Source organism: Paeniglutamicibacter cryotolerans (assembly GCF_014190875.1).
GTDB classification, from domain to species: domain Bacteria; phylum Actinomycetota; class Actinomycetes; order Actinomycetales; family Micrococcaceae; genus Paeniglutamicibacter; species Paeniglutamicibacter cryotolerans.
The window spans coordinates 1547657-1572402 of record NZ_JACHVS010000001.1; the positions used below are offsets into that span (position 1 = coordinate 1547657).

A 24746-nucleotide genomic window follows, 5' to 3' on the forward strand; every position below is an offset into this window, starting at 1 on the left:
CTCAGCGGGGAATGAAGGCCGTGGCCGCCGCGACGCAGGCCCCGATGCCGCGTTCGGGGTGGAACACGTGCCGGTCCCTGCCCAGGATCAGCGTCGCACCGAACAACGCGGTGGCCATTGCCCCGGAATCGACGCCCGGCGTGGTGGGCAGGCGCTCGACCGCGGTGCGGACCACACCGAGCACCTCGTCGCGCATCACTGCCAGGGTGTCCGCCCAGATGCTCGGGGACTGCCACTGCTCGCTGATCCACAACTGTGCGAAGGAGGGGTATTCCTCCATGAAGCGCAGCGCGTCGGCCACCATGGTTTCCAGCCCGGCGCGCGGGTCCGTGAGCGCGGCACCGGAAACCAGCCGCTCGTGCAGGATGGCCGTGCCGTACTCGAGCAGCTCGCCGATCAGCTCCGACTTGGAGCCGAAGTTGTAGTAGACGGTTCCCTTGGAGACCCCCGCCGCCGCCGCTATCTCATCGACAGTGACGTTGTGGTGTCCACGCTCGCCGATGAGTTTCATCGACGCCTCGAAGAGCCGGTGCTTGGAGGAGGTGGCACGGATCCGGGTTCGTGGGGCGGGGGTTTCACTCATGCGCTCAGCTCCGGTTGCAGGGTTTTGATGGTCCAGGTCTTGTGCCTGCGCACGGCGATGGTGCTGGCCGCCAGGCCCAGCACAGTGTAGCCGATCAATGCTGCAACGATCGGTACCAGAACGCCCAGGTCCGCCCCGTACATCAGGTGCCGCAGACCCGTCACGACGTGCCCCATGGGCAGCCAGCGGTGGGCGATCTGCAGCGGGCCGGGAATGGTCTCCCAGGGGAAGGTGCCGCCGGCGGAGACCAGCTGCAACACCATGAGCACCAGCACCACCATCTTGCCCGGGGTGCCCAGCAGCGCGCAGACACCCTGGATGATCGCCGTGAAGGCCATCGAGGCGAGCAGGAACAACCCCCAGGTCATCCAGGGGTGGGCTGGGTCCAAGCCCAGCCACCAGAGCACCACCGAGTAGAGCACCGTGGCCTGCAGGATGGAGAGCAGCAGGAACGGCAGCCAGCCGCCGACGGCGATCTTCCAGCTTGCCGCATTCGATGCCAGCGCGCGCTTGGTGATCGGGCGCATGATCTGAATCAAGATGAACGCGCCGATCCAGATGGCCAATGTCATGAAGAACGGTGCCAGGCCCTCGCCGTAGGTCCCGGCCTTGGCCTGGTCGGTGCGTTCGATGGAGACAGGGTCCCCGATGACGTTGGATGCGCTCTCGCGCTGGCTGTCGTTGGGGTTCGGGACCTCGGAGGTTCCGTCGTCCAACCCGGTGGCCAGTTCGCCCGCTCCGTCTTTCAGCTCCCCGGCGCCGGTGGACAGCGTGCCGGTGCCGTCGAGCAGGGAATCGGTGCCCCCCGCCAGCGAATCAGTGCCGCCGGCCAGCTTCCCGGCTCCGACGTCGAGCTTCTTCGCCCCGGCCAGGGCATCCTTCTGCCCGGAAGCCAGTGTCGCGGCACCGGTGTGCAGGTCCCCGGCCCCGGCGGCCAGCGCATCGGCTCCGCTTGCCGCACCGGAGATGCCGGACACCAGTGCCGGCATGGAATCGGCAAGGGTGTCGGTCCCGGTAGCCAGGGTGCCCAGTCCTGAGTCCAGCGCGGCGGCCCCGTCGGCCACTTTGCGCGAGCCGGCGGCCAGTGCATCGATTTTCTCCTGGGCGCCCTTGAGGTCAGCCTTGGCGGTCTTCGCCTGGGCGTCCAGTCCGCTGGCATGGGCCTGGGTCTGCAACGACGTGCGGATCCGGGCAGCAAGCGCGTCGAAGGTTTCCGGGTCGGTGATGCCGCTGGCCTTCAGATCGGCCAGCGCCGTGTTGAGCCGTTTGTCGGCGTCGGCCTCCAGCTGGGTGATGGTGGCTGCGGCCGTGCCCACCTTGTCGCTGAGTTCCTTGTTGCCGTCGGCCACCGCCTTGGCGCCCTGGGAGAGCTGGCCGGAGGCCTTGGCCGCGGCCGCTGCGCCGTCCGAGAGCTGCCTGGTCTTATCCGGCAACTGCGCCGTTTTGGCCTTGAGCGTGGCCAGGCCGTTATCGAGCTGGGTGGCACCGGTATCTAGCTTGTCGGCGCCGACTGCCAGCTTCTGCGCGCCGGTGAGCAGCTTGCCCTGCCCGGTGACCAACTCCGAGGTGCCCCCGGCCAACGTGTGTGCGCCCTCGGACAGGTCCCGGGCCCCGGAATCGAGCTTCTTGGCCCCGTCGGCGAGGGTGCCGATGCCATCGGACAGCTTGATCGTGCCCTGGTGCAGGTCGGAGGCGCCATCGGCCGCCTTGGTCATCTCCGCATGGATGCGCCCGAACCCGGTGAGCAGTGCATCGGCTGTCTGCGTGCCGACCTCCCTGGCCACGGTGTCGTGCACCTTGTCGGCGAGCTTGTCGGCGAAGGTGCCGACCATGTAGTTGTTCGCGTCGTTGGTGGTGAGCTTGAGGATGGCCTGCTTGGCGGCATCGAAATCGGCGGGAGATGCGAGGTTGGCGGAGAAGTCCCGCGGGATGGTCAGGGCGAAGGCGTAGTCGCCGGCACTGACCCCGTTGGCGGCGGCGGCTTCAGAATCCGTGGCGACCCAGCCGAACGTTCCGTCCTCCATCAGGGACTCGACGACATCGTCTCCGACCTTGAGGTCCTTGCCTTCCAGCGTGGAGCCCTCGTCGAGGTTCACGATGGCGGCCTTGACGTTATTCAGGTGGGAATAGGGGTCCCAATTGGCGTAGAGGTAGAGCGAGCCGTAGAGCAGCGGGACCAGCGCCATGGCGATGATGGCCAGGCGCGGCAGCGTGCCGCTGGTCATGCGCTTGAGTTCGGACAGTGCGAGACGCAGGGTGGTCATGTTCAGGCCTCCAGTGCCGGGAACGGGTTGGCGTGGCCGACGCGCGCGACGGGAACGGAGCAGCGATCGGGAATGCGGCCGACGATCGCGACGACGGCGGGGTTCCGGCGGCCCCCCGCGACGCCGGAGAGGTAGTCGAGCCAGTCGGCGGAGGGGATGCCGTGGCGGTCCGGTGCGTCGAAGACCAGCAGATCGGCGTGGCTGGACTCGAGGGCCAGGTGGGTGAGCAGGCGCAGCCGGTCGAAGGGGTCGATGGCATCGAGCCATTGCCCGGACAGATCGTCCATCCCGTGGAGCTCCATCCACTTTTCGACGGCGCTCCGGCGCCAGAACGGACCGGGATGCAGCGCCAGGTCTTCGGCGACCAGATCCCTGACCTTCAGGTGGGCTTCGGGCTCGTTGATTTCGGGGGAATCGACAAGCGCGCTGATCCGGCGCACTCCGCGCAGCGTGGAATCGCCGCTCCAGGAAACGGCGCCGGCGCTGGGCCGCATCCGGGCGGTGAGGCCCAGTGCCAGCGCGGTGCGGGTCTGTTGCGGTTCGGCATGGACCAGCAGCAGCTCCCCGCGGGCGGCGGCGAGGCTAGTGGGTTCCAAGAGCGGGGCATGTCGGCCGTCGATGGCCAGTGAATCGGCAATAAGCACAATTCCAGAATAAACAAACTGACCGGTCAGTACAAATAAGCGTGCCGTCTGTTTCCTCACATGCGACTCCGGCGTCACCCTCGCTTCCCACTTTGCCGCGTTCCCATGCTGGTGGGTCAGGATATTGCCATGGACATCGGATTCTGGGTTGGCGGATACACGGGCAACGACGGCAACGCTCAGGGCATTTCACTGCTGGACGTCGTAAACATGCCGGGGGAGTGCCATCTGGCCGGCGCCGCGGCATCCCCGTCATGGGTGGCGGTGAACCCCCGTGTGCCGGTGCTCTATGCGGCTCTCGAGCGCGAGGGAAGGCTCGGGGTCTTCTCGATCACCGAGGAAGGGGGCCTTGAACCGCTCGGTGCCGGGCGTGAGGCCGGTGAGCTGGTCTGCCACGTTGCGGTTTCCCCCGACGGACGGCATGCCGTGGCCAGCTGCTACGGCGACGGCCGGGTCATCTACTATTCCCTCGCCGATGATGGAGCGCCGGGCGAACCGGTGATCGCCGCGGCAGCCCGCAACCCCCACGCGGCAGCCCGCAACCCCCACGCGGCAGCCCGCAACCCCCACGCGGCAGCCCGCAACCCCCACGCGGCAGTCGCCGGACGGCCCAGTCGCGCCCACCAGGCGCTCTTCCTGACGGACGGACGGCTTCTCACCACCGATTTGGGACTAGACCTGGTGCGGGTATGGAAGATATCGGACGGGGGACTGGAACTGTCCCAGGAGCTCGTCGTGGATCCCGGTAGCGGGCCCCGGCACATGGCAGCGCATCCGACGGGCGTCGTCTTCGTGGTCACCGAGCATTCGAACGAGATCCTGACTCTGGCCCCAGACGCCCGTGGTATCTGGCGGAAGATCGCCAGCGTTCCGGTGGCCGCCGGGCATGAACCGGGGCAGGACAGTCCTGCGGAAATCTGCCTCAACGAAGCCGGAACGATGCTTTACGCCGCTGTGCGTGGCGCCAACACGATTTCTACCCATGCCGTCGTCGGCGATTCCGTCGGCCTGGAATTACTGTCGGTGACCCCTTCCGGCGGAGATTGGCCGAGGCATCATCTGGTGTCGGGAGGGCGGCTATATGTCGCAAACCAGCTTTCTGACGGACTTAGCGTCTTCGAGCTTGATCCGGATTCAGGTGTGCCCCGTGAACCGGCGTCCGTAGTTCCGGTGCCCTCTCCGACCTGCCTCGCTCCGGTGTCCGTCGATGCTATTGCTTGAAGGGGCCTACCCCGCCGGATCCCTGGAATGACTGCCCGAAACGACGCGTCGCGCCCCCCCCGGAAACGCCCCAAACTGTCGGTGCCTGGGCGTAGATTCAAGGCATGGGAAGCATCAAGAATGTACCTCCCGAACTACGGGTGGACGCCGGAAGCCAAAGCGGTCTGGCGGGGATCATCGATCGCCTGAAGGGCAACGAGGGCAGACGCCGGGCGCTGGATGCCGAAGACGTCCACCTTCGCGCCTTGGCTACCGAGGCTGTCCTGAACGAACACCACAGGGCCCTTGAAGACGCCGTCGAACTGACCGGGGTCCGGCGTGATGCCAGCCCATCGGAAAAGCTCAGGGCCCTGGTCGGCAACGAAAACCTCGCACTGAACCAGTGGGTGGAAACCGTACTGGCCAGCGAAATCTCGGCGGCACTCGCCATCGGGGAACTGCAGGCACGGGGAATGATCAAGGAAGCAGCGGAGCTGCTCACGCATCGACGGAAGACCCTTGCCGCACTCGAAGGCGGCTCCATTTCATACCCGGCGGCCCGGATCATCCTTGAACACTGTGAGGCCCTCCAACCCCTGCTGCCTCCCTCGCGGCCGGTGCCAGCCACCAAAGCGCAGGCCCAGCATTACGACGCTCAAGTCGCCTCGTCCGCCGATTGCCTCGAGGAAGCCCGGGACCGGATGGAAGAGGCACTTCTCCTCTTTGCCCCCGGTCATACGGCCTCCCAGCTCCGAGCCAAGGGCCGCAGATTACGTGAACGCCTGAGTCCTACCGGCTTGGCTGATCGACACCACCTGGCAGTGGAAAACCGGAACGTGCGGGTCGAATATAGCGGTGACGGGATGTCTGAGATTCGACTATATGTTTCGGCAGCCATCGGCAGGGCCATAGGGGACCGGTTGGGCCACATCGCGCGACTGCTGGGCAAGGATCTGCCCACTACTTGCCGCTCGAGCCAGATGCGGGCGGACATCGCAGTGGAACTGCTCCTCGGCACCAGCACAAAGAGCTCCTGGGAAAATATTCATGCTGACCTCATGGTCGTTTTGCCGCATGAGGTTCTCACCGGGGAGCCGGGAGAAATCCCGTGGTACGGAATCCCAACTTCCGGCGTCGCCAATGAAACCGATGCTGGTAAACAGCGCACGGTCGCCACCTTGTTGGAAGGCCCGGCCGAAATCTGCGGGTTCGGCAGCCTCGATGCGGAAACGGTTAGGCGGTTAGCCAGCCAGGCCAAGACCTGGGGTCGGCTCTTCGCCACACCCGAAGGCTTGGCCATCACGGGTATGGCCCGTGAGCGGTATCGCCCCACCAAAGCCCAACGTCGGCTGCTGAAGGTCCGCGACGGAACCTGCACCCATCCGACCTGCAATCGCTGGGCGCTGAACGAGGTAGACCACATCCACGAATTCCAGGATGGTGGGCGGACCGACGTACAGAACCTCAGGCCCGGTTGCCGACTGCACCACCTGATGAAAACCCTCGGGCTCTGGGAAGTCGCAGCAAACCCCGACGGAAGCCTCACCCACCAGTCCCCAGCCGGGCTGCCCTACGTCTCCTGGCCCGAGCGGCCACTCGAATTCCTTGCACGCCCGAAGCTCCCGGGCAGTATCCTGCCCGCCGGATGCGCCGCATCCGAAAAATTACAGCAGCCCAAACGCTCCGCCATCAGAAGAACTCCCCGCACGCGGCGTTCCACCCGGGACACCCTGATAACCACGGAACCAGTCACGGCCACGCGAACGGTGGATCCATGGATCGCTACTGGGCGAGACGTGCAAAGGCCCGGCCCGGCGTTCTAGGCAAGGACTTGACGTTGTCGGAGCCATACCGCACCACCCGATATCCGACATACTGTGAGCATGGCTGTACGAAAAGTCGAAGCAGGCGGATACACGCTGGCCAGCACAGAAACGAACAATGCCCCGGGGCCAACATTCCTGTTGGTCCACGGAATCGGTATGGGAATCTCGTACTTTGCCCAGCTGAGCACCGCGCTGGAAAGCTACGGCAGGGTGGTGGCCATCGATCTTCCCGGATTCGGGGACGCTCCGGAACCCAGTAGCTCACTCACGATGGCCGAGATGGGCAAGGTCCTGATTGACTTCGTTGAGGTGGAGCATCTGGGAACACCGGTTCTGGTCGGACACTCCATGGGCACGCAGGTAGTTGCCGAGGCGGCAGCGCAACGACCCGATCTGTTCCCCGACGTAATCCTGGTGGCGCCGACCGTCAACCAACACGAGCGCTCGATTTCACGGCAGGTCTGGCGAATGACCCAGGACCTTTTCCGGGAAAGCCCGCGGGTCTTGGTGGTGGGTTTGAAGAACTATGCCAAGACCGGACCGCGATGGTTTATCAAGAAATTGCACAGCATGATGGACCACGCCATCGAGGATACGCTTCCGAAGATCCAGGCGCGCACCCTGGTCATCCGTGGCAACCGGGACCTGGTGTGTCCGCATGGATGGGTGTTGGAGGTCACTCGCATGATCCCGAATGCCCACATGGTTGAGGTCGACGACCGTGGGCACGAGACCATGGTCAAGGATGGAACCTGCGTCGCGGGCTACATCGTGGAGCATGTGAATCAGCGATGAGGTTGTTGGCGCGTGCCGGGTGGTGGGCCCTTGACTACCTCTATGCCGGATCGCGCCAAATAGTCTCGGTATTCCGTCGGCGGCCCCCGGAATCCTACGCACACGGGGATCCTTTGCGACCGGTCATCGTGCTGCTTCCGGGCGTATATGAGAGCTGGCTCTTCCTGGAGCCCGCGGCCGCACTGCTGAACACGGCTGGTTGGAGAGTTTTCTCCGTGCCGGGTCTTGGCTTTAACGTAAAGCCCATCCCGGAATCGGCCGGTCTTTTGGCCGAGGAACTAGCCCGGCTCCAGCAGCAGGGGGTGAGCAGCTGCATTTTTCTGGCCCACAGCAAGGGTGGATTAATCGGCAAGCGGGCCATGCTAGATGCCCATCAAACACATGGAGGCATGGCTGTCCTGGGGATGGTTGCCATTGGCACACCGTTTTCTGGTTCGGAATATGCCCGATACATGCCCACGCCAAGCCTGCGGCACTTCTCGCCCATGGACAAGGTGCTGCTTTCGCTACAGGAGCAGACCATTCTGAACTCGAAAGTGGTATCCATTTACCCGGAGTTCGATCCGCACATCCCGGCCGGAAGCGCGCTGACCGGGGCGCTGAACGTGCAAGTGCCCGTTTCTGGGCACTTCCGTACGCTGAGTCAGGCCGCGGTTTTGGATGAAGTGGTAGCCGCGGTCAGGACCTTTGAAAGGGAATCGGCTGGGTAATCGGTGGCCATTGGGCAGCCCGGCCCGTTCCAGGACCTGAGTTCAAGAAGTCGGGAAACCATAATGCCTCAGCGGGTGGGGTCAAAGCGGAAAAGCCACGATTTCTCGTGGCTTTTCGTGTGGTGCGCCCAAAGGGATTCGAACCCCTGACCTTCTGTTCCGTAGACAGACGCTCTATCCAGCTGAGCTATGGGCGCATATTTTATTTTCCGTCCGAGCTGTTCGGCTCGACCTCAAATAACTATACAGACTCCATGTCTCGTCTGCCCAATTCTTATGTGCGCGGCGCAGGGAATGGGTCGACGGCCACGAAAAGATCAAGATGGCAGTGTTAAAGCGGAAAAGCCACGATTTCTCGTGGCTTTTCGTGTGGTGCGCCCAAAGGGATTCGAACCCCTGACCTTCTGTTCCGTAGACAGACGCTCTATCCAGCTGAGCTATGGGCGCATATTTTATTTTCCGTCCGAGCTGTTCGGCTCGACCTCGAATAACTATACAGACTTACAGGAGGGGCGCCAAATCGAATTGGGCGAACCCTGCGGGAAATACTAATGAACGAATATGAATGTATACCGGTATACGTGACCTTCGTCACGTTTGATCAAGCTGAAACCGCGGGAATCCGGCATTTTCCGCGCAGTTTTCCGTCTCCGGTCGATAGTAGGGGATCTGTGTCACAACCGGAAAATTGAATACCCCCCTAGCATCGAAAGTACGCAAATCAGCCCAATGGAGGGAATGGATATGAGCGAGAGCTCGGACCAGCAGGTCATCGAAGCCGCACCGACAACGCATGCCAAGCTTGTTGCTTGGGTTCGTGAAGTTGCCGAACTGACGCAGCCGGACCAGGTCTATTGGGTTGATGGTTCGCAGGAGGAAAATGACCGCCTCGCGGCCGAGCTCGTTGCAGCAGGCACTCTGAAGCCACTGAACCAGGAAAAGTTCCCGAACTCCTTCGCCGCCTTCTCCGACCCGAAGGACGTTGCGCGCGTCGAAGAGCGCACCTTCATCTGCTCGGAAAATAAGCGCGATGCCGGCTTCACCAATAACTGGATGGACCCGGCCGAAATGAAGGCCAAGCTTAACGGCCTCTTCGCCGGAACCATGCGCGGGCGCACCATGTACGTGATCCCGTTCGTCATGGGCCCCCTGGATGCCGAGCACCCGCAGTTCGGTGTCGAGGTGACCGACTCGGCCTACGTAGTGACCTCCATGCGCATCATGGCCCGTATTGGCGATGACGTCCTGCGTAAGATGGAAGCCACCGAGGCCTTCTTCGTCCCGGCAGTGCACTCCGTTGGCGTGCCGATAGCAGAGGGTGAGGCCGATGTTGCCTGGCCGTGCAACGAGGACAAGTGGATCGTGCACTTCCCCGAAGAGCGTTCGATCTGGTCCTTCGGTTCCGGCTACGGCGGAAACGCCCTGCTGGGCAAGAAGTGCTATGCCTTGCGCATCGCCTCCGTGATGGCCCGCGATGAGGGATGGCTCGCCGAGCACATGCTCATCCTGAAGCTGACCAACCCGGAAGGCAAGTCGTACAACGTCGCGGCGGCCTTCCCATCCGCTTGCGGCAAGACCAACCTGGCCCTGCTCGATCCGACCATTGAGGGATGGAAGGCCGAGACCCTGGGCGATGACATCAACTGGATGCGCATCGGCAAGGAAGGCGAGCTTCGCGGCGTCAACCCGGAGTACGGCCTGTTCGGCGTCGCACCGGGCACCGGCTGGAGCACGAACCCGAATGCCATGCGTGCCATCGCCAAGGGCAACTCCATCTTCACCAACGTCGCGCTCACCGACGATGGCGGTGTGTGGTGGGAAGGCATGACAGATGAGGTCCCCGCGCACCTGACCGACTGGTTGGGCAACGACTGGACCCCCGAGTCCGGCCGTCCGGCAGCGCACCCGAACTCGCGCTTCTGCACCCCGATCGACCAGATCGACATGCTGTCCCCGGAGTACTACAGCCCGGAGGGCGTCGAAATCCACGCCATCCTCTTCGGTGGCCGCCGCAAGACCACCATTCCCCTGGTGACCGAGGCTCGCAGCTGGACCAACGGCATCTTCATGGGTTCGACCTTGTCCTCGGAGACCACGGCCGCAGCTGCCGGCGCGGTGGGCGTTGTCCGCCGCGACCCGATGGCCATGCTGCCGTTCATCGGTTATGACGCGGGCGATTACCTGAACCACTGGGACTCCATCGAAGCTAAGGCCAACCCGGCGCGTCTGCCCAAGATCTTCCTGGTGAATTGGTTCCGACGTACCCCCGAGGGCGGCTTTGCCTGGCCCGGATTCGGCGACAACTCGCGCGTACTGAAATGGGCCATCGACCGCATCGAAGGCAAGGCGGAAGCCCGTGAAACGGCTATCGGTTTCGTCCCGACCGGCGATTCCATCGACCTGACCGGCTTGGATATGACCCCGGCCGACGTCGAAGTTGCCGTCAAGGTCGACGCAGGCGAATGGGCCACTGAGCTCGCCAGTATCGAGGAGTGGTACGCCAAGTTCGGCGATTCGCTCCCGCAGTCGCTGCGCAATGAGTTCAATGGACTGAAGGAGCGCTTGGGCGCCTAGCGTCGTTCAAAACCACACGCCAGAGGCGAGTTCGACCCGGTTGAAGCCGGGGCGGGCTCGCCTCTGGCGTCTACCGGCCTAGGCCGCCACAATCGCTGTCCTAAATGAGGGAACACCTAGGCGACGTGTCATCATGGATTCATGATTCTTGCGCGGCTGATCCTCGGGCTTCTGAGCCTTTCACCCATGACCGGATATGAAATGAAGAAGCATTTCGACTCCAGCATTAATCATTTCTGGAATGCCGACAAGGCACAGATCTACCGGACCCTCGCGCAATTGGTCGCCGATGGCTACGCCACTGTGGAAACCATCAGACAGGACAACTACCCTGACCGGCAGGAACACCATCTGACCGATGCGGGCCGGGCTGCCCTGAACGACTGGTTGCGGGGGCCGGTTTCCGCCCCCTCCATCCGGGAGCCTTTCATTGCCCGGATATTCTTCGCCGGCGAAATGGAGCGCGATGAGGTCATGGATCTGGTCGGTCGCCGTCGGGTCGCCAGCACGGTGTTGCTGGCCGATTATCTTTCCCAACGCGAGGAAATCGACGGCCAGGCCATCGCCGATCGCAGGAACTTCCTGATGGCGGCAACCCTCGACCATGGAATCAAACACGCGTACGCGGAGTTGGAATGGTTGGATGCCGTTGAAAAGGACCTGCCATGAACAAGAAGTCCAACGAGGTGACCGTCGATCGGACGGCGCCCCTGGACGCTGTCAAGAAGCCGCCGCGACCAGTCAGGGAGCCGCGTCGGCCGCGTCTTTCGGAGCGTGGTCCGGACGCTTATCCGGAACTGCATGCGCCCACCAGGGCGCGCCGCGACGGCAAGGCCGCGCGGACACTGGTCTTCCTCCATGGAGGAAACCTGGCGAACTGGAGCTGGGATCCGCAGGTGAAGGCCTTTGCCGACTACGAGGTGCTCACCCCGCACCTGCCCGGCTTTGGTGCCCGGTCCGATGAAAACTGGGCCGGCCTCGACAGCGCCGCCGACGATGTCGCTGCCTTCATCGCCGACGAGGTCGAATCCGGTGGCGTGCACTTGGTCGGCATTTCCCTCGGTGGGTTGGTCGCATTGCGCGTCCTGGCCAGGCATCCGGAACTGGTCTCCTCGGTCGTGCTCTCCGGGGTTGCGGCCATGGGCGTTGACAGCACCACGCGGGCCCTGGGGCGGATGCAGGTCAACCTCTGGGGCAGGGAATGGTTCTGGCGTTTCCAGGCAGGCTCCTACGGCATGGCCCACGATGGCCGTCAACTGTTTGCCGACCACGGGGCGCGTATCCGTCCGGAGAACGCACGAGACATCATGAGCGAGGTCCATGCCGGAGGCGTGCCCGAGAGCCTCGGTGACTACGCCGGCCCGGCGCTGGTGCTGGCTGGCGCGAAGGAGCCCTCCGTGGTGGCCCGTTCCTTCCCGTTGATCGGCGGCGCCTTGCCCCAGTCCGAGTTCCGGGTGGTCCCGGGCAGGCACCACCAGTGGAACATCGAGGATCCGATCCTCTTTAACGCCACGGTGCGCGCCTGGGTTGAGAAGGGCGACATTCACCAGCGGCTGCGGCCTCTGCCGGCCAAGTAGAACAGCGCGAAGCGCGCGTTAAGTAGGCGATGACCGCACCCCCCCAGGTGCGGTCATCGCCTACTTTTCTGGCCTGCCCCGGTTAGGCGGCAAGCCACAGGTCGGGGCCGAACACTTCGTAGTGAATCGAGGTTGCCGGGATGCCGGCATCGATGGCCTGTGAGCGTATGGCTCGCATGAACGGAAGCGGCCCGCAGAGGTAGAGCTTGGCGTCGACCGGCAGTTCAAGGCCCGCGAGGTTCATGAAGCCGGCAGTGGCTTCGGTTCCCGCGTCCTTGTTTTCGAGGTCCTCGAGCCAGAGCCTGATCTCGGCGTTGGGTAGTGCGGCGACCGATTCGAGCATCTGGTACTTCAGCGCCCAGTTGGCTTCCTGCTGCTCGGCATGGAGGACCAGTACCTCCCGCTCGGAGCCGGCTGCGACCAGATTTGCCAGTGCGGAGGCGCTGGGGGTGCAACCGATGCCGGCGGTGGCAATCACGATCGGTGCGCCGACGGTATCGATGACCAGGTCGCCGTAGGGGTTGGAAAGTTCGATGACATCGCCGACCTGCAGGCTCTGGTGCATGAAAGGGGAGACCTCGCCGCCGCTGTCGATCTTGGTCGTGATCACACGCTCGGTGGTGGAGGTAACGTTGTCGCTCAAAGTGTACTGGCGGCACTGGCGAACACCGTCGGTGAGCTTGACTCGCACCGAGACGAACTGTCCTGGGGCGGCGACTGTTGCCGGGGTCTCGTCTGCCGGGGCGAAGCGGAATGTCACTGAATCCGTGCCCGCTTCTTCCTTGGAAGTCAGGGTCCAGGGGGTCCAGATCTTGTCGTTGGCCTGCTGGGCGTAGAGTCCCTTTTCGAGCTTGACCAGCGCGTCGGCCATCAACCAGTAGACCTCGGTCCAGGCCTCGGCCACCTCGGCGGTGACTGCATCGCCCAGGTCTTCGACGATGGCGGCAAAGAGGTGTTCGTAGACGATCGGGTACTGCTCTTCGACGATGCCCAACGAGGTGTGCTTGTGGGCGATGCGGGCGAGTACCGCTTCGGGAAGCGTGCCCGGGTTGTTGACCAGGTGGGTGGCGAAGGCGGCGATGGAGCCGGCCAACGCCTGCTGCTGCGTGCCGTTCTTCTGGTTGGAGCGGCTGAACAGTCCGTCAAGGAGTTCCGGGTGTGCGGTGAATAACCGGTTGTAGAAGATCGGGGTGATCTCTCCGATACGCGAACCGATCAATGGAAGCGTTGCCTCGATGACGGGGCGAGATTTGTTCGACAGCATCGTTGGTACTCCTTGGCGTTCAGCGTATCTTGTATTTGAGATGCAAGATTTGATATCTCTTTTCTACAGTATGTAGAACCCGTTTTGCAATTTGGCAGGTCCTGCGACGCCTCGGGAGGCTGCCTTGTCGTTAGCTGAAGAGGGGGAAGGGCAGGCGAACAAGAGCGGGATTGCTGGTCAGCTCACGCACTGTGAGGGGGTCGAGTTCAGCATAAAATGCCTGGCGAGCGCGGGAAAGCGCCGAGCGCAGCCGGCAGCCTGCAAGCAAGGGGCAGGATCGCCCGTCGGCTGTGACGCAATCGACGAGGTCTTGGTGCCCATCGAGTCGACGCAATAGGGCTCCGACGCTCAAATCAAGACCGGCCTCGGTGATGCGCGAGCCGCCCAAGCGGCCGCGGGTCACCTCCAGTGCCCCTGCATTGCGTAGGTCGAGCACAGCCTTGCTGACGTGGTTGTAGGGGATATCGATTTGCTCGGCAATCTCCCGGGTGGTCAGCTGCGTTTCGACCCGGGAGCCCAGCAGCATGAGCGTGCGAAGACACACGTCGGCAAAGGCATTGAGTTTCACGGCTACATTCTCGCAGGTGATTCCGGGAGCTTCCCGGGTTCGTAGTGCAAACAACAAGGGTACGGTCCCGCCAGAAGGTGGAACCGCACCCTTAGGTGTCTGGTGTGGAGCGGGTCAGGAGGCCCAGACCTGCAGGTCGCCGGCCTCGGCCTCGGGGTCCCCGAAGCTCCATTCCCCGTCTTCGTCAACGGGCGCCGCGTAGGTCTGGACCACGGCGACGGCACTGCCGAGGCTGTGCTCAGCCATGGCGTGGATGGCGTCGCTGTCCTCCTCCAGGAGGGTCACATCGGAGACGAATGCTATTGCGACGAGCTGGTCGCGCTGTCCGGTGAGCAGTTCGACCAGCTCGGTCATCATGACCTCGGTGTCGATGTCCGCCTCCGGATCCTCCTCGTCCTCGGTCGGCTGGATGGCCAGCAGGCGCAGCTCGCCGTCGATGGATTCCCCGCTGGCCGGCTCCAGACCGATGGCGAAGGGCAGGAACACGCCCTGGCCCTCGAGCTGTTCGCGGGCGACGCCCAGGGCGGTGCCCAGGACGCGGTTCAGGTCGGTCTGGCTCTGGTCGTCCAGCTCGGCGACGCGGTTTTCCTGCGGAGTGGTGGATTCGGTGCTCATGCGTTTCTCCTGACGATCTCCAGGACCCCGTCACGGACGAGCTCCATGGTCTTGCTGTCGATGGCTTCCCCGTTGAAACGGAGGAATGGTTCGGTGTTTGACGGACGCAGGTTGAACCAGAACGAGCCGTCCGCCGCGCAGACGGTGGTTCCGTCCATGGTGGACACCACGGTGCCACGTCCGGCGAGATCCCGGTGGCACGCGTCGCAGACGACTCCGGTGCCCTCGGCGTTGTCCCCGTGGCCGTTGGCGAATTCCTCCAGCACCGCTGCAACGGCCCCGGTCTTGTCCTCGACGGTCGAATTGATTTCACCGGAGGAGACATAGGGCTCGTACTCCTCGGCCAGCGCGCTCAGCGCCGTGTCCTGTTCGCCCAGTGCGGCCAGGACGTGCATCGCGGCCAGCATGCCGGTATCCGCGTTGTAGAAGTCGCGGAAGTAGTAGTGCGCCGAGTGCTCGCCGCCGAAGACGGCTCCCTCTTTGGCCATGACGGCCTTGATGAAGGAGTGTCCGACGCGGGTGACCACTGCGCGGCCCCCGTCGTGCTCGACCAGTTCGGGAACTGCGCGGGAAGTGATCAGGTTGTGGATGATCACCGGGGTTTGTTCGCCCAGCGCCTTGGCGCGGGCAATTTCTCGCCGGGCCACCAGGGCGGTGATGGCCGAGGGCGAGACCGGGTTGCCGAGCTCGTCGATGACGAAGCAGCGGTCGGCGTCGCCGTCGAAGGCCAGCCCGATGTCGGCGCCGTGTTCGATGACGGCTTCCTGCAGGTCGCGCAGGTTTTCCGGCTCCAGCGGGTTGGCCGGGTGGTTCGGGAAGGTGCCGTCCAGTTCGAAGTACACCTCGACGATGTCCAGCGGCAGGCCCTGGAGCAGTTGATCCCCGAGCACGGCGGGGGTAGTGAGGCCGGCCATGCCATTGCCCGCGTCGACGACGACCTTCAGCGGGCGGATGCCGCTCAGGTCAACCAGCGAGCGCAGGTAGCGGGCATAGCCCTCGAGCACGTCCAGCGCCGTGGTTTCCCCCTGCGGGCCATCGCCGGAGACCGGCAGGCCCTCGTCGAGGTAAATCTGGGCCAGGTCACGGATCTCGTACAACCCGGTATCCGAGGACACGGGCACGGCCCCGGCCTGGGCCATCTTGATGCCGTTGTAGGCGGCCGGGTTGTGGCTGGCGGTGAACACCACTCCGGCGGCCTCCATCGAGCCGCACGCGTAGTAGAGCTCGTCGGTGGAAATCAGCCCCAGCATCACCGGGTTGGCGCCACGGTAGGCGGCACCCCGGGCAAACGCCGCGGCGAACTCCGGAGAGGAGGGGCGCATGTCGCCGCCGACCAGCACCGTTTGGCCGGACAGCTTCAGGACATCGGCAAATGCCGCCCCGATCGCCTCGACCGCCTCGGCGGTGATGGTTTCGCCGACGATGCCGCGGACGTCGTAGGCCTTAAAGGACGCGGAAAGATCAATCTCTTCAGTCACGCCTCCGAGCTTAGCCGCTCCGGGCCCGATCCGGGGGTAGCGCCGGAGGTGAGGACGTTCACCTCCGGCATTGGCGGTGATCCCTGAAATACTGGTCCCATGGATGAGATGAACGGCGGCGGCCTGCGCGCCCAGGCAACAACGGTTCTACGCCGGCTGGTGGGGCGCGATGACGCGGAGTTCCACGACGGACAGTACGAGGCGATCGAGGCCCTGGTCGAGGGCGGGCGACGGGCCCTGGTGGTCCAGCGCACCGGTTGGGGCAAGTCCGCCGTCTACTTCGTGGCCAGCCTGCTGCTGCGTTCGCGCGGTGCCGGCCCCACGCTGATCGTCAGCCCGCTGCTGGCGCTGATGCGCGATCAGGTGGCGGCGGCCGAACGGGCCGGGGTGCGCGCCGAGGCGATCAACTCGGCCAACGCCGTGCAATGGGGCGAGGTCATCGCCAAGCTGGAGGCCGATGAGGTCGACGTGTTGCTGGTTTCCCCCGAACGCCTGAACAACCCTGCCTTCCGTGAGCAGCAGCTGCCCGAACTGATCAAGCGGATGGGTCTGCTGGTGATCGACGAGGCCCACTGCATCTCCGACTGGGGGCACGACTTCCGCCCCGACTACCGCCGGATCAAGGACCTGATCATGGCCCTTCCCGACGCGGTCCCCGTGTTGGCCACCACGGCAACGGCCAATGCACGCGTCGTGGCGGACGTGCAGGAGCAGCTGGCAGCCGGCGGCGCCGAGGTCTTCACGCTGCGGGGTCCGCTGGCCCGCAAGTCGCTGCGCCTGGGCGTGCTGCGACTCCCGGGCCCGCGCGCGCAGCTCGGCTGGCTGCTCACCCACCTGGGCGATCTGCCCGGCAGTGGCATCATTTACACGCTCACCGTCTCGGCCGCTGAGGATATCGCCCGGTTGCTGCGCGAGGCCGGACACAACGTGCTGGCCTACACCGGCCGTACCGACACCGAGGAACGCGCACGGGCCGAGCAGGCGTTGAAGGGAAACGAGGTCAAGGCGCTGATCGCCACCAGCGCGCTGGGCATGGGCTTCGACAAGCCGGACCTCGGCTTCGTCGTCCACGTCGGAGCTCCCAGCTCGCCCGTGGCCTACTACCAGCAGGTCGGCCGCGCCGGTCGTGGCACCGACAACGCGGACGTGCTGCTGCTTCCCGGAACCGAGGACCGGGAAATCTGGCGCTATTTCGCCACCAGTTCGATGCCCGATGCCGAACGGGCCCTAGCGGTACTCGGCGAGCTGGAGGCTGCCGGGACGGCCGTCTCGGTCCCGGCGCTCGAGGCCCGGGTCAATGTGCGCCGCTCCCCGCTGGAACTGTTGCTCAAGGTGCTCGCCGTGGACGGGGCGGTCGAACGCGTGCAGGGCGGCTGGATCCGCACCAACGAGCCCTGGTCCTACGATGCCCGGCGTTACGCCCGCGTCGCGGCGGCGCGCGTCGCCGAGCAGGACTCCATGATCGAGTATGAAACCACAGCCGGCTGCCGGATGGAGTTCCTGTCCCGGGCACTGGATGACCCGGACGCCGCACCCTGCGGCCGATGTGACAACTGCGCCGGTCCCTGGTTCGCTGCCTCCATCGACGACGGCGCGGCGAGCAGCGCCCAAGCGGCGCTGGGCCGGGTCGGCGTGGAACTCGAACCGCGGCTGATGTGGCCCGGCGGCATGGACCGGCTCGGGGTCCCGCTGAAGGGAAAGCTGAAACCCGAACAGCAGGCCACCACAGGACGGGCGCTGGCAAGACTCACCGACCTGGGCTGGGGCGGACGGCTACGCACGCTGCTCTCGGAAAACGGCGGCGAGCCCGATGCGCCGATCGAACAGGGAATGCTGCAGGCCTGCGTGCAGGTGCTGGCCAACTGGGGCTGGTCCGAACGCCCGGTGGCAGTCGTCTCGATGCCCTCGCGCTCCCGCCCGGCGCTGGTCTCCTCCTTTGCCCGGGGCATTGCCGAGATCGGCCGTCTGCCCTACTTGGGCGAGCTGGCCTATGGGAACGGAGGACCGCGCGGTGAATCGGGCGGAAACAGCGCCTTCCGCTTGGCCGCCGTCTGGGGCCAGCTCCAGGTCCCGGCGGAGATGGCCCAGCAGCTGGCCGGGGCACCGGGACCGGTGCTGCTGATCGATGACCGGGTGGATAGCCGCTGGACCGCCACCGAGGCGGCCCGTGTGCTGCGCGAAGCGGGCGCGCCCGGCGTGCTGCCGTTCGTGCTGGCCATCGCCGGCTGAGCCCGAGGCGTTTCCCGGCGGCGAGGATATCGGCGCCGGGGCCCGCTGGCCGTAGGATCGTCGGTATGGAACTTGCGCTCTGGATACTGCTGCCGTTGCTGATCATCGGGCTTGTCGTTGTCGGCATGAAACGACTGCGTGCCCGGAACTCGGCCGACGTGGCGGCGGCTATTTCGGCAGATGCCGCCCGTGCGGCCAGCTCGAGGCTCTCCGGGGACGAACACCGCGAGGTCTACCGGGCCCTGGCCCAAGGCAACTTCATGGCCGGGGTCCAGGCCTACCGCGCCGCCACCGGCGACGGGATCAAGAGCTGCATCATCGCCGTACGCAGCATGGAACACTACCCGCAGGCCTTCACTTCCGACCTGGAGCCCGAATCAGACCCGATCTCCGAGGCACTGGCCCGCGAGCGCGCGCACGATGCCGCAGGGGTTGCGCCGGTCGAGGCGCCCGCCGCCGAACGTGAGTCATCGGACCTCGAATCACCGGAGTCGTCAGAGGCCTTTGTCATCCCCAACGACTGGACCGAATCCTTCGGCAGCGATGCCGAACGGACCTCGACCTCGTTCAAGGTCTCGTACCTGCTCGATGGCGAAGCGCGCGAGTTCGGCAGCGAGGACCTTCCCCCGGCAGAACACGACCAGTTCCTGTCGCTGGTGCGCGATGGCGACCTGGACGGGGCCGGTGCGCTGATTGCCAAGTACTCCGGCCTGGACGCCGCCGAGATCCGTAAGATGCTCGAGGTCTCCCCGCTGAACGGGAACGTGGCGAACCCGGGCGCCAACATTTCGGACTTCAGCTTCGACGGCGACGGACCCGACGGTGCCGTGCGCTTCAGCGTGGGCGACCTGCCCGAGCCCGAACGCGGCCGCTTCCTCGAGCACCTGCGCATGGGGCGGGTCGATGAGGCCACGGCCATCGTCGCCCGGCACACGGGTCTTCCGGAGGACATGATCCGCACGCTGCTCACGGCGTTCGACGACGGCACGGACTGATCAGGCGGCCATCCGGCCGAACGCCGATGCCCCGCCGGGCCCTGGAAATCAGGATGTTCGGTGGGGCATCGTTGTTTTCGGCTCGGTGCGTGGGGCCCGGAAAAGGGCACAAAAAATGCCCCGGTAACCCGGAGCATTTTCAGCGGACACGGGGAGATTTGAACTCCCGGTCGAGTTTAACCCCGACACTTCATTAGCAGTGAAGCCCATTCGGCCGCTCTGGCACGTGTCCAATTGCTGTAACCAGCTCCCCTAGACTACCCAACGATGGCGTTCCATTCAAAACGGGACACGGTTGAGGTTTTATTCGGTGATTTTCCGCCACAGGAATTCATAGCTCGTGGCGAGCATCCGGGCACTTTGGCCGTTGTCGGAGGCCCCGGCGTGGCCTCCGTCCAGCGCCTCGTGGTACCAGATGTCGGGCACCTGCTTCGCGAGCATCTTCGCCGCCATCTTGCGCGCCTGCACCGGTCCGACCCGGTCATCGCTCGTCGCGCTCCAGAAGAGGGCCGGCGGGTAGGCCGCACCCTCGGGCAACGGCTCGTCGAGCCGGTGGTACGGGGAGAAGGTCCTGATGAATTCCCAGTCTTCGGCTACGTCCGGATCGCCGTACTCGGCGATCCAGGAGTGGCCGGCAGAGAGCCGGGTGTAGCGGCGCATGTCCAGCAGCGGCACCCCGCAGGACACCGCGCCGAACAGCCCGGGGTAGCCGGTGATCATGTTGCCCATCAGCAGCCCGCCATTGCTGCGCCCGGTGGCAGCCAGCCGCGCCGGGATTGTCACGTGGCGCCGGACCAGATCCCGGGCGATGGCAGCGAAGTCCTCGTAGGCGCGGTGCCGGTTTTCACGCAATGCCGCCCGGTGCCAGTCCGGGCCGTACTCCCCGCCGCCGCGAATGTTTGCCAGCACGTAGACGCCCCCACGGCCATCGGGTGTGCGGCGCTCGAGCCAGCCACGGCCCACAGTGCCCGAATACGACGGGGTCAGGGACTGCTGGAAGCCTCCGTAGCCGTTCATCAGCACCGGATTGCGCCCGTCGTGTTCCATGCCGGCGGGGGAGACCTGGAAGTACGGCACCCGGGTCCCGTCGTCGCTTATCGCGAAGAACTGTTCGACGATGTAGTTTTCGTCGGCAAAACGGTGCGCTGCCGACTTCACCGTGACCGGTGCGGGGCCGCCGAGGGTGCCGCGGGCCAGCGTGGTCGGGGTCAGGAACCCGGTGAGTGTGAGCCAGTAGTCCTGCGCGCAGGTCGGGTCCAGGTCATCGACGGCGGTGAGCTGGAAGCTCTGCAGCCCCGCACCCAGCTCCAATTCGGTGGTGGCGAAGCCGTTTGCCGGGTCGGCGGCCAGCGCCACGGAAACGACATCGCGCAGCACGTTCAGCAGCAGGTGGCTGCCGGTGAAATCAAACGATTCCAGCGAGGTATGTGCGGTGGGCGCGAAAACGGTGACCAGTTTCCTGTCGCCGGCGCGGAAGGCATCCAGCTCGGCCGCTAGCAGCGAGCCGGGGGCATGGACGGCACCGGATTCCTCCCACGGCGTCTGCGGGCTGAACAGCACCCACTGGCGGTGCAGGTGGACGCCCACATCGGTGGGGACATCGATGGCCTCCCACGCCCCTGCCACCCGGATGAAGGTGCGCGAATTGTAGAAGTCGATGATGTCGCGCCCGATGCTGCGTTCGAAGCCGGGCGTCGGATCGTGGACCACGCTGGCCAGGATGTGCTCGACGTCGACGGCAAACAGCTCCGGTGCCCGCTCCAGGGTGCCGCCGCGGGGCAGCTCGCGCACCGTGCGTGCGTAGGAGGAGCGCGTCAGCGTGCCCTCGCCGAAGTCGCTGGCCACATACAGGGCATCCGGACCATGCCAGGAAACATTGGTCTTGGCCACGGGAAGGTCGAACCCGCCGTCAACCCAGTCCAGGGAATCCAGATCGAATTCGCGTACCCGCACCGCATCGCCGCCATCGGGTGAAAGCCGGAGCAGTGCCCGTCGATATGGCGCGTCCGGTTCGGGGCGCAGCAGCTGGGCGCCGGCGAAGACCCACTCGATGCCCTCGGCCGCGGCCAGTGCGTCGAGGTCCAGCAGCACCTGCCACTGCGGGTCCTCCGATGCATACTGGGCCCAACTGGTCCGCCGCCAGAGGCCCTTGGGATTGACCGCGTCGCGCCAGAAGTTGTAATAGTGCTCTCCGCGCTTGGTGGCCATCGGAATGCGGTCCTGGGCATCGAGCACTTCGAGCAGCGAGGACTCCATGGCGTAGTAGGCGTCGTCGAACAGCGCGGCCTCGGTCTCGGTATTGCGGGCCCTGACCCATTCCATGGCGCGCTCGGAATGGATGTCCTCCAGCCACAGCAGGTCATCGTGCGGTTCAGGGGCTGTGTTTTGGCTACTCGTCATGGGCACATTCTATGGAGGAGCGGGGGAACGCGGGCGCAAGGCCCCGGCTGGGCGGCTGTCGGCGCATGCCCGGGCAGGCGATAAGGTGAATCCGTGAATAGGGGAGAGCGGGACCAGTCAGCCGGATACACCATAGCCATCGTGGGGGCCGGACCACGGGGAACCTCGGTGCTGGAACGTCTGCTGTCGGCGTTGGAAAACGACGGTGCCGATGCTGGGCGAGCCAGCCGGGGCCGTGCACTGAACATCGTGGTCATCGACCCGTATGACCCGGGGCCCGGACATGTGTGGTCCCCACACCAGTCCAGGCTCTACCTGATGAACACCCCCGCGCTGTTCCCCACCGTCGCACCCGAACGGACCCGCGCCGATTCCGCCGGGCTCAGCTTCGAGCAGTGGCGCGTATCCGGGGGTGACGGCGCCGCTCTCAACGCGGTGGAGGCTGCCGAATTGGCAGCCATGGGCCCGGGGTCCTACCCGCCGCGGGCCCTCTACGGCCGCTACCTGCTGCACGTCTACTCCCGGGTCGTCGGACGGCTTGCCGCCCACCCGGGCGTCGCCTCGATCAGGCACGAACGCGCAGAGGTCACCGGCCTGCACCGCAATGGCTCCGACTACCTGCTGGACCTGCTTCCGTTTACTGCCGGCCCTGCCGGGGGACCGGCGACGCCGGGAGACCCCGGGGAGCTGCATGCCGATGCCGTGGTCCTGGGCCTGGGGCATGTGCCGGCGCACCCGAACCCGAAGCAGGCGGCCGCCGGCGAACACGCTGCCGAACACCAACTGCACTACCAGCCACCGAATGTCCCCGCCGATGTGGACTGGGATGCCCTGCCCGAGGGCGAAGCGGTGCTGGTCCGCGGGCTGGGACTGAACTTCTTCGACGTGATGATCAGCCTGAGCGTGGGCCGCGGCGGCGAGTTCAAACCGGCCAACGCCGGAGCCGGCCGGACCCTCGATTACCAGCGCAGCGGGCTGGAACCGGTGCTGTACGCGGCATCGCGCCGCGGCACCCCGTACCGGGCCAAGGCCCAGGTCGATGCGTTCATTCCGGACTCGATCACGCTGGACTACCTCAGCTTCGAGGCGATCCACCAGTTGGCAGCCGATGGCGCGCCCGGTGAACCAGCGGGCCGGGTCTCCTTCGAAGCGCACATCTGGCCGCTATTGCACCGCGATGTGCTCGCCACCTACTACCGGACGATGGTTCGGACCACCCCGGGGCGTATCGGGGGCGACCCCGCAGCCTTCCTGCGCGACTTCGAGGCCGTCCTGGATGCCCCGCACCGCAACGGGGACCAGGTCTGGCTTTCACAGGCCCGGGACCTGGTGCTGGAGCGCGCGCCGGAGGCCGGGTGGCTCAATGTGCCGGCCATGGCCCACCCCTTCGCCGGGCAGGGCTTCGCCTGCGATGCCGACTACCAGCAGGCCGTCCTGGAGTACCTGGAGGCGGATGCCCTGGGGTCGGCGCGTGGCGAGGACGACCCGCTGAAGATGGCCATCGCCGCCATGAATGCCGGCCGGATGGTGGTCAAGCGGCTGGTCGCCGAGGCGCTGGTGGTTGATTCGAGCCGCATGGAGGAAATCCAGGGCTGGTTCGAACCGCTGGTCGAGGGCCTGGCCAGCGGCCCCCCGGTGCAGCGCATCGAGGAACTCGCGGCACTGTCCAGGGCCGGCATGGTGCGGTTTATCGGACCGGACCCGGTCTTTTCCCTCGACATCGAATCCGGTGTCTTCACCGGCTCCTCGCCGTGGGTGGATGCCGATGCCGTCGGCGCACGCTACCTGGTGGAGGCGATGATGCCGGCCAACAGGGTCATGCAGAGTGCATCGGAACTGTTGACCCAGCTACTGGCCGACGGGTTGGCGCGGCCCTACCCGATGACCACAGCCGATGGCGAGCAGGTCCCGGGCTCCGGGTTGGATGTGGTGGGTCCCGCCTACCGGATGGTCGATGCAGCGGCGATGCCGCACCGGGCCGTCTTCGTGATTGGGCTGCAGCTGTCCTCGGCCCAGTGGGGGACGGCGATCGCCGCAGAGGCCGGTGCGGACCTCGGCGACGGGGCCCGCACCATTGGCGATGCCCAGGCCATTGCCGGCGAACTGCTGCGCCTGGCCGGCCTGCGCTGAATGCAGGCGCGGCGGGTTGCCGGGTTGCCCCTGACGACCCGCCTCGCTACTAGCCGGGTCTACGACTCGGTGACCTGTGCGGTGACCCTGAACCGGGCACCGCAGCAATCGGCGATTGTGGCCAGGCGCCCGAACGGTGAATCGGCTGGCTCGTCGATGACGGTGCCGCCGTGTGCTACGGCTACCTTGCAGGCCTCTTCGACGTCTTCGACCAGCCAGTAGTTCATCCAGTGGGCGGGGACCTCGGCCGGAAGGAAACCGCTGCCGTCCATGATGCCGGCCAGTGCGTCATCTCCCTCGCCCAGCGTCGTATAGTGGAAATCGTCGCTGTCGGCCATCACCGAGGTCTTCCAACCGAAGGCCTTCTCATAGAAGGCGATGGTGCCCGCATAGTCCTTGGCGTAGACCTCGTGCCAGGCGGGGGCGCCGGGTTCGACCTCTACACCGAACCCATGATGCGATTCCGGCTGCCAGGCGCCGACCGCAGCCTGGCCCGCGTCGAGGTAGACGGCCATGTGGCCGAAGGGTTCGACGTGCATCGGCGGGGCAATCACCTGCCCGCCGGCGGCCTCGACGGCTTCTGTGGTCGTTTGGATGTCGTCGGATTTCAGGTAGACGCCCCAGACATCCGGGATACCGCCCATCGCCGGGTCGTAGGGGGAGAGCCCCGCAACGAGGCGCCCGTTCAGGAGGGCATTGGTGTATCCACCATACTGCTCGGGGTCGGGATCGGTCTGTTCATATTCCCAGCCGAACAAGGCCGTGTAGAACTTCTTGCTGGCCTCGAAGTCGCTGCACATCAGATCCGTCCAGCAGGGTGCGCCGGCCGGAATGGAATCGCGGTTTGTCATGATGTCCTCCCGTGGTGAGGGTGGCGGTGATCCGTCCTCCCGT

The 24746-nt window shown here is 65.4% G+C and carries 19 protein-coding genes and 3 tRNA genes; 10 read left to right on the top strand and 12 right to left on the bottom strand.

The window, feature by feature from the left end; all coding sequences use genetic code 11:
* Position 1: 1 nt before the first annotated feature.
* The 3 genes from E9229_RS07290 to E9229_RS07300 are packed head-to-tail and all read right to left on the bottom strand — an operon-like array spanning position 2 to position 3491.
* The gene (locus E9229_RS07290) at positions 2–583 is read right to left on the bottom strand and encodes a TetR/AcrR family transcriptional regulator (protein WP_183510595.1); all 582 of its coding nucleotides are present in this window, start codon (positions 581–583) and stop codon (positions 2–4) included.
* A complete protein-coding gene (locus E9229_RS07295; RefSeq protein WP_183510596.1) occupies positions 580–2847 on the bottom strand; it encodes a YhgE/Pip domain-containing protein in 2268 nt (755 codons plus the stop codon). Before E9229_RS07295 ends, E9229_RS07290 begins: the two co-directional genes overlap by 4 nt.
* A gap of 2 nt (positions 2848–2849) precedes the next feature.
* Positions 2850–3491, bottom strand: a complete 642-nt coding sequence (locus E9229_RS07300; protein WP_183510597.1) for an ABC transporter ATP-binding protein — start codon at positions 3489–3491, stop codon at positions 2850–2852.
* 129 nt (positions 3492–3620) lie between these two features.
* On the opposite strand from E9229_RS07300, the gene E9229_RS07305 reads away from it, so the two are divergent.
* The 4 genes from E9229_RS07305 to E9229_RS07320 all read left to right on the top strand — a co-directional run bounded on the left by E9229_RS07305 (position 3621) and on the right by E9229_RS07320 (position 8022).
* Positions 3621–4712: a lactonase family protein gene (locus E9229_RS07305; protein ID WP_183510598.1), complete on the top strand. Its 1092-nt coding sequence runs from the start codon at positions 3621–3623 to the stop codon at positions 4710–4712.
* A 104-nt stretch (positions 4713–4816) separates the two neighbouring features.
* The gene (locus E9229_RS07310; RefSeq protein WP_183510599.1) at positions 4817–6514 is read left to right on the top strand and encodes an HNH endonuclease signature motif containing protein; all 1698 of its coding nucleotides are present in this window, start codon (positions 4817–4819) and stop codon (positions 6512–6514) included.
* Positions 6515–6574: 60 nt separating this feature from the next.
* Complete coding sequence (locus tag E9229_RS07315) at positions 6575–7312, top strand: alpha/beta fold hydrolase (protein WP_281369476.1); 738 nt, start codon at positions 6575–6577, stop codon at positions 7310–7312.
* Between the two features lie 113 nt (positions 7313–7425).
* Positions 7426–8022 carry an esterase/lipase family protein gene (locus E9229_RS07320; protein ID WP_246380411.1) on the top strand — a complete coding sequence of 199 codons (597 nt, stop codon included), beginning with the start codon at positions 7426–7428 and terminating at the stop codon, positions 8020–8022.
* Positions 8023–8142: 120 nt separating this feature from the next.
* On the opposite strand, the gene E9229_RS07325 is transcribed toward E9229_RS07320, so the two are convergent.
* Both E9229_RS07325 and E9229_RS07330 read right to left on the bottom strand, forming a co-directional pair.
* Positions 8143–8219, bottom strand: a tRNA-Arg gene (locus E9229_RS07325).
* Positions 8220–8392: 173 nt separating this feature from the next.
* Positions 8393–8469: transfer RNA gene (locus E9229_RS07330), tRNA-Arg, on the bottom strand.
* Positions 8470–8766: 297 nt separating this feature from the next.
* Between E9229_RS07330 and E9229_RS07335 the strand changes: the two genes are divergently transcribed.
* From E9229_RS07335 to E9229_RS07345, 3 genes are all read left to right on the top strand, one after another.
* On the top strand, positions 8767–10596 hold the full coding sequence (locus tag E9229_RS07335) for a phosphoenolpyruvate carboxykinase (GTP) (protein ID WP_183510602.1): 1830 nt from the start codon (positions 8767–8769) through the stop codon (positions 10594–10596).
* Positions 10597–10737: 141 nt separating this feature from the next.
* Positions 10738–11265, top strand: coding sequence for a PadR family transcriptional regulator (locus E9229_RS07340; RefSeq protein WP_183510603.1), 528 nt, complete (start codon positions 10738–10740; stop codon positions 11263–11265).
* On the top strand, positions 11262–12173 hold the full coding sequence (locus tag E9229_RS07345) for an alpha/beta fold hydrolase (protein WP_183510604.1): 912 nt from the start codon (positions 11262–11264) through the stop codon (positions 12171–12173). The genes E9229_RS07340 and E9229_RS07345 overlap by 4 nt, the downstream gene beginning before the upstream one ends.
* Positions 12174–12255: 82 nt before the next feature.
* On the opposite strand, the gene E9229_RS07350 is transcribed toward E9229_RS07345, so the two are convergent.
* The 4 genes from E9229_RS07350 to manB form a co-directional block, all read right to left on the bottom strand.
* Entirely contained in the window at positions 12256–13437 is a 1182-nt protein-coding gene (locus tag E9229_RS07350) for a globin domain-containing protein (protein ID WP_183510605.1), read from the bottom strand.
* 130 nt (positions 13438–13567) lie between these two features.
* Positions 13568–14005: an RrF2 family transcriptional regulator gene (locus E9229_RS07355; RefSeq protein ID WP_183510606.1), complete on the bottom strand. Its 438-nt coding sequence runs from the start codon at positions 14003–14005 to the stop codon at positions 13568–13570.
* 114 nt (positions 14006–14119) lie between these two features.
* Positions 14120–14620 (bottom strand): hypothetical protein, encoded by a 501-nt coding sequence (locus E9229_RS07360; RefSeq protein ID WP_183510607.1) that lies wholly within the window; start codon positions 14618–14620, stop codon positions 14120–14122.
* Positions 14617–16098: a phosphohexomutase domain-containing protein gene (gene manB / locus E9229_RS07365; protein ID WP_183510608.1), complete on the bottom strand. Its 1482-nt coding sequence runs from the start codon at positions 16096–16098 to the stop codon at positions 14617–14619. The genes E9229_RS07360 and manB overlap by 4 nt, the downstream gene beginning before the upstream one ends.
* 99 nt (positions 16099–16197) lie before the next feature.
* On the opposite strand from manB, the gene E9229_RS07370 reads away from it, so the two are divergent.
* Positions 16198–18327 (top strand): RecQ family ATP-dependent DNA helicase, encoded by a 2130-nt coding sequence (locus E9229_RS07370; RefSeq protein ID WP_183510609.1) that lies wholly within the window; start codon positions 16198–16200, stop codon positions 18325–18327.
* 65 nt (positions 18328–18392) lie between these two features.
* Positions 18393–19322, top strand: coding sequence for a hypothetical protein (locus E9229_RS07375; protein WP_183510610.1), 930 nt, complete (start codon positions 18393–18395; stop codon positions 19320–19322).
* Positions 19323–19465: 143 nt separating this feature from the next.
* Here E9229_RS07375 and E9229_RS07380 read toward each other — a convergent pair.
* Positions 19466–19554, bottom strand: a tRNA-Ser gene (locus tag E9229_RS07380).
* A gap of 71 nt (positions 19555–19625) precedes the next feature.
* Complete coding sequence (locus E9229_RS07385) at positions 19626–21722, bottom strand: prolyl oligopeptidase family serine peptidase (protein WP_183510611.1); 2097 nt, start codon at positions 21720–21722, stop codon at positions 19626–19628.
* A gap of 93 nt (positions 21723–21815) precedes the next feature.
* On the opposite strand from E9229_RS07385, the gene E9229_RS07390 reads away from it, so the two are divergent.
* The gene (locus E9229_RS07390; protein ID WP_312855626.1) at positions 21816–23852 is read left to right on the top strand and encodes an FAD/NAD(P)-binding protein; all 2037 of its coding nucleotides are present in this window, start codon (positions 21816–21818) and stop codon (positions 23850–23852) included.
* A gap of 59 nt (positions 23853–23911) precedes the next feature.
* On the opposite strand, the gene E9229_RS07395 is transcribed toward E9229_RS07390, so the two are convergent.
* The gene (locus E9229_RS07395) at positions 23912–24703 is read right to left on the bottom strand and encodes a VOC family protein (protein ID WP_183510612.1); all 792 of its coding nucleotides are present in this window, start codon (positions 24701–24703) and stop codon (positions 23912–23914) included.
* Positions 24704–24746: the final 43 nt, after the last annotated feature.

Excerpts from the sequence above, each read along its gene's own strand:
- E9229_RS07375 (WP_183510610.1), top strand. The coding sequence starts at position 18,393 with ATGGAACTTGCGCTCTGGATACTGCTGCCGTTGCTGATCATCGGGCTT.
- E9229_RS07310 (WP_183510599.1), top strand. The coding sequence starts at position 4,817 with ATGGGAAGCATCAAGAATGTACCTCCCGAACTACGGGTGGACGCCGGA.
- E9229_RS07350 (WP_183510605.1), bottom strand. The coding sequence starts at position 13,437 with ATGCTGTCGAACAAATCTCGCCCCGTCATCGAGGCAACGCTTCCATTG.
- E9229_RS07295 (WP_183510596.1), bottom strand. The coding sequence starts at position 2,847 with ATGACCACCCTGCGTCTCGCACTGTCCGAACTCAAGCGCATGACCAGC.
- E9229_RS07305 (WP_183510598.1), top strand. The coding sequence starts at position 3,621 with ATGGACATCGGATTCTGGGTTGGCGGATACACGGGCAACGACGGCAAC.
- E9229_RS07340 (WP_183510603.1), top strand. The coding sequence starts at position 10,738 with ATGATTCTTGCGCGGCTGATCCTCGGGCTTCTGAGCCTTTCACCCATG.
- E9229_RS07290 (WP_183510595.1), bottom strand. The coding sequence starts at position 583 with ATGAGTGAAACCCCCGCCCCACGAACCCGGATCCGTGCCACCTCCTCC.
- E9229_RS07385 (WP_183510611.1), bottom strand. The coding sequence starts at position 21,722 with ATGACGAGTAGCCAAAACACAGCCCCTGAACCGCACGATGACCTGCTG.
- E9229_RS07395 (WP_183510612.1), bottom strand. The coding sequence starts at position 24,703 with ATGACAAACCGCGATTCCATTCCGGCCGGCGCACCCTGCTGGACGGAT.
- E9229_RS07315 (WP_281369476.1), top strand. The coding sequence starts at position 6,575 with ATGGCTGTACGAAAAGTCGAAGCAGGCGGATACACGCTGGCCAGCACA.
- E9229_RS07335 (WP_183510602.1), top strand. The coding sequence starts at position 8,767 with ATGAGCGAGAGCTCGGACCAGCAGGTCATCGAAGCCGCACCGACAACG.
- E9229_RS07345 (WP_183510604.1), top strand. The coding sequence starts at position 11,262 with ATGAACAAGAAGTCCAACGAGGTGACCGTCGATCGGACGGCGCCCCTG.
- E9229_RS07360 (WP_183510607.1), bottom strand. The coding sequence starts at position 14,620 with ATGAGCACCGAATCCACCACTCCGCAGGAAAACCGCGTCGCCGAGCTG.
- E9229_RS07370 (WP_183510609.1), top strand. The coding sequence starts at position 16,198 with ATGGATGAGATGAACGGCGGCGGCCTGCGCGCCCAGGCAACAACGGTT.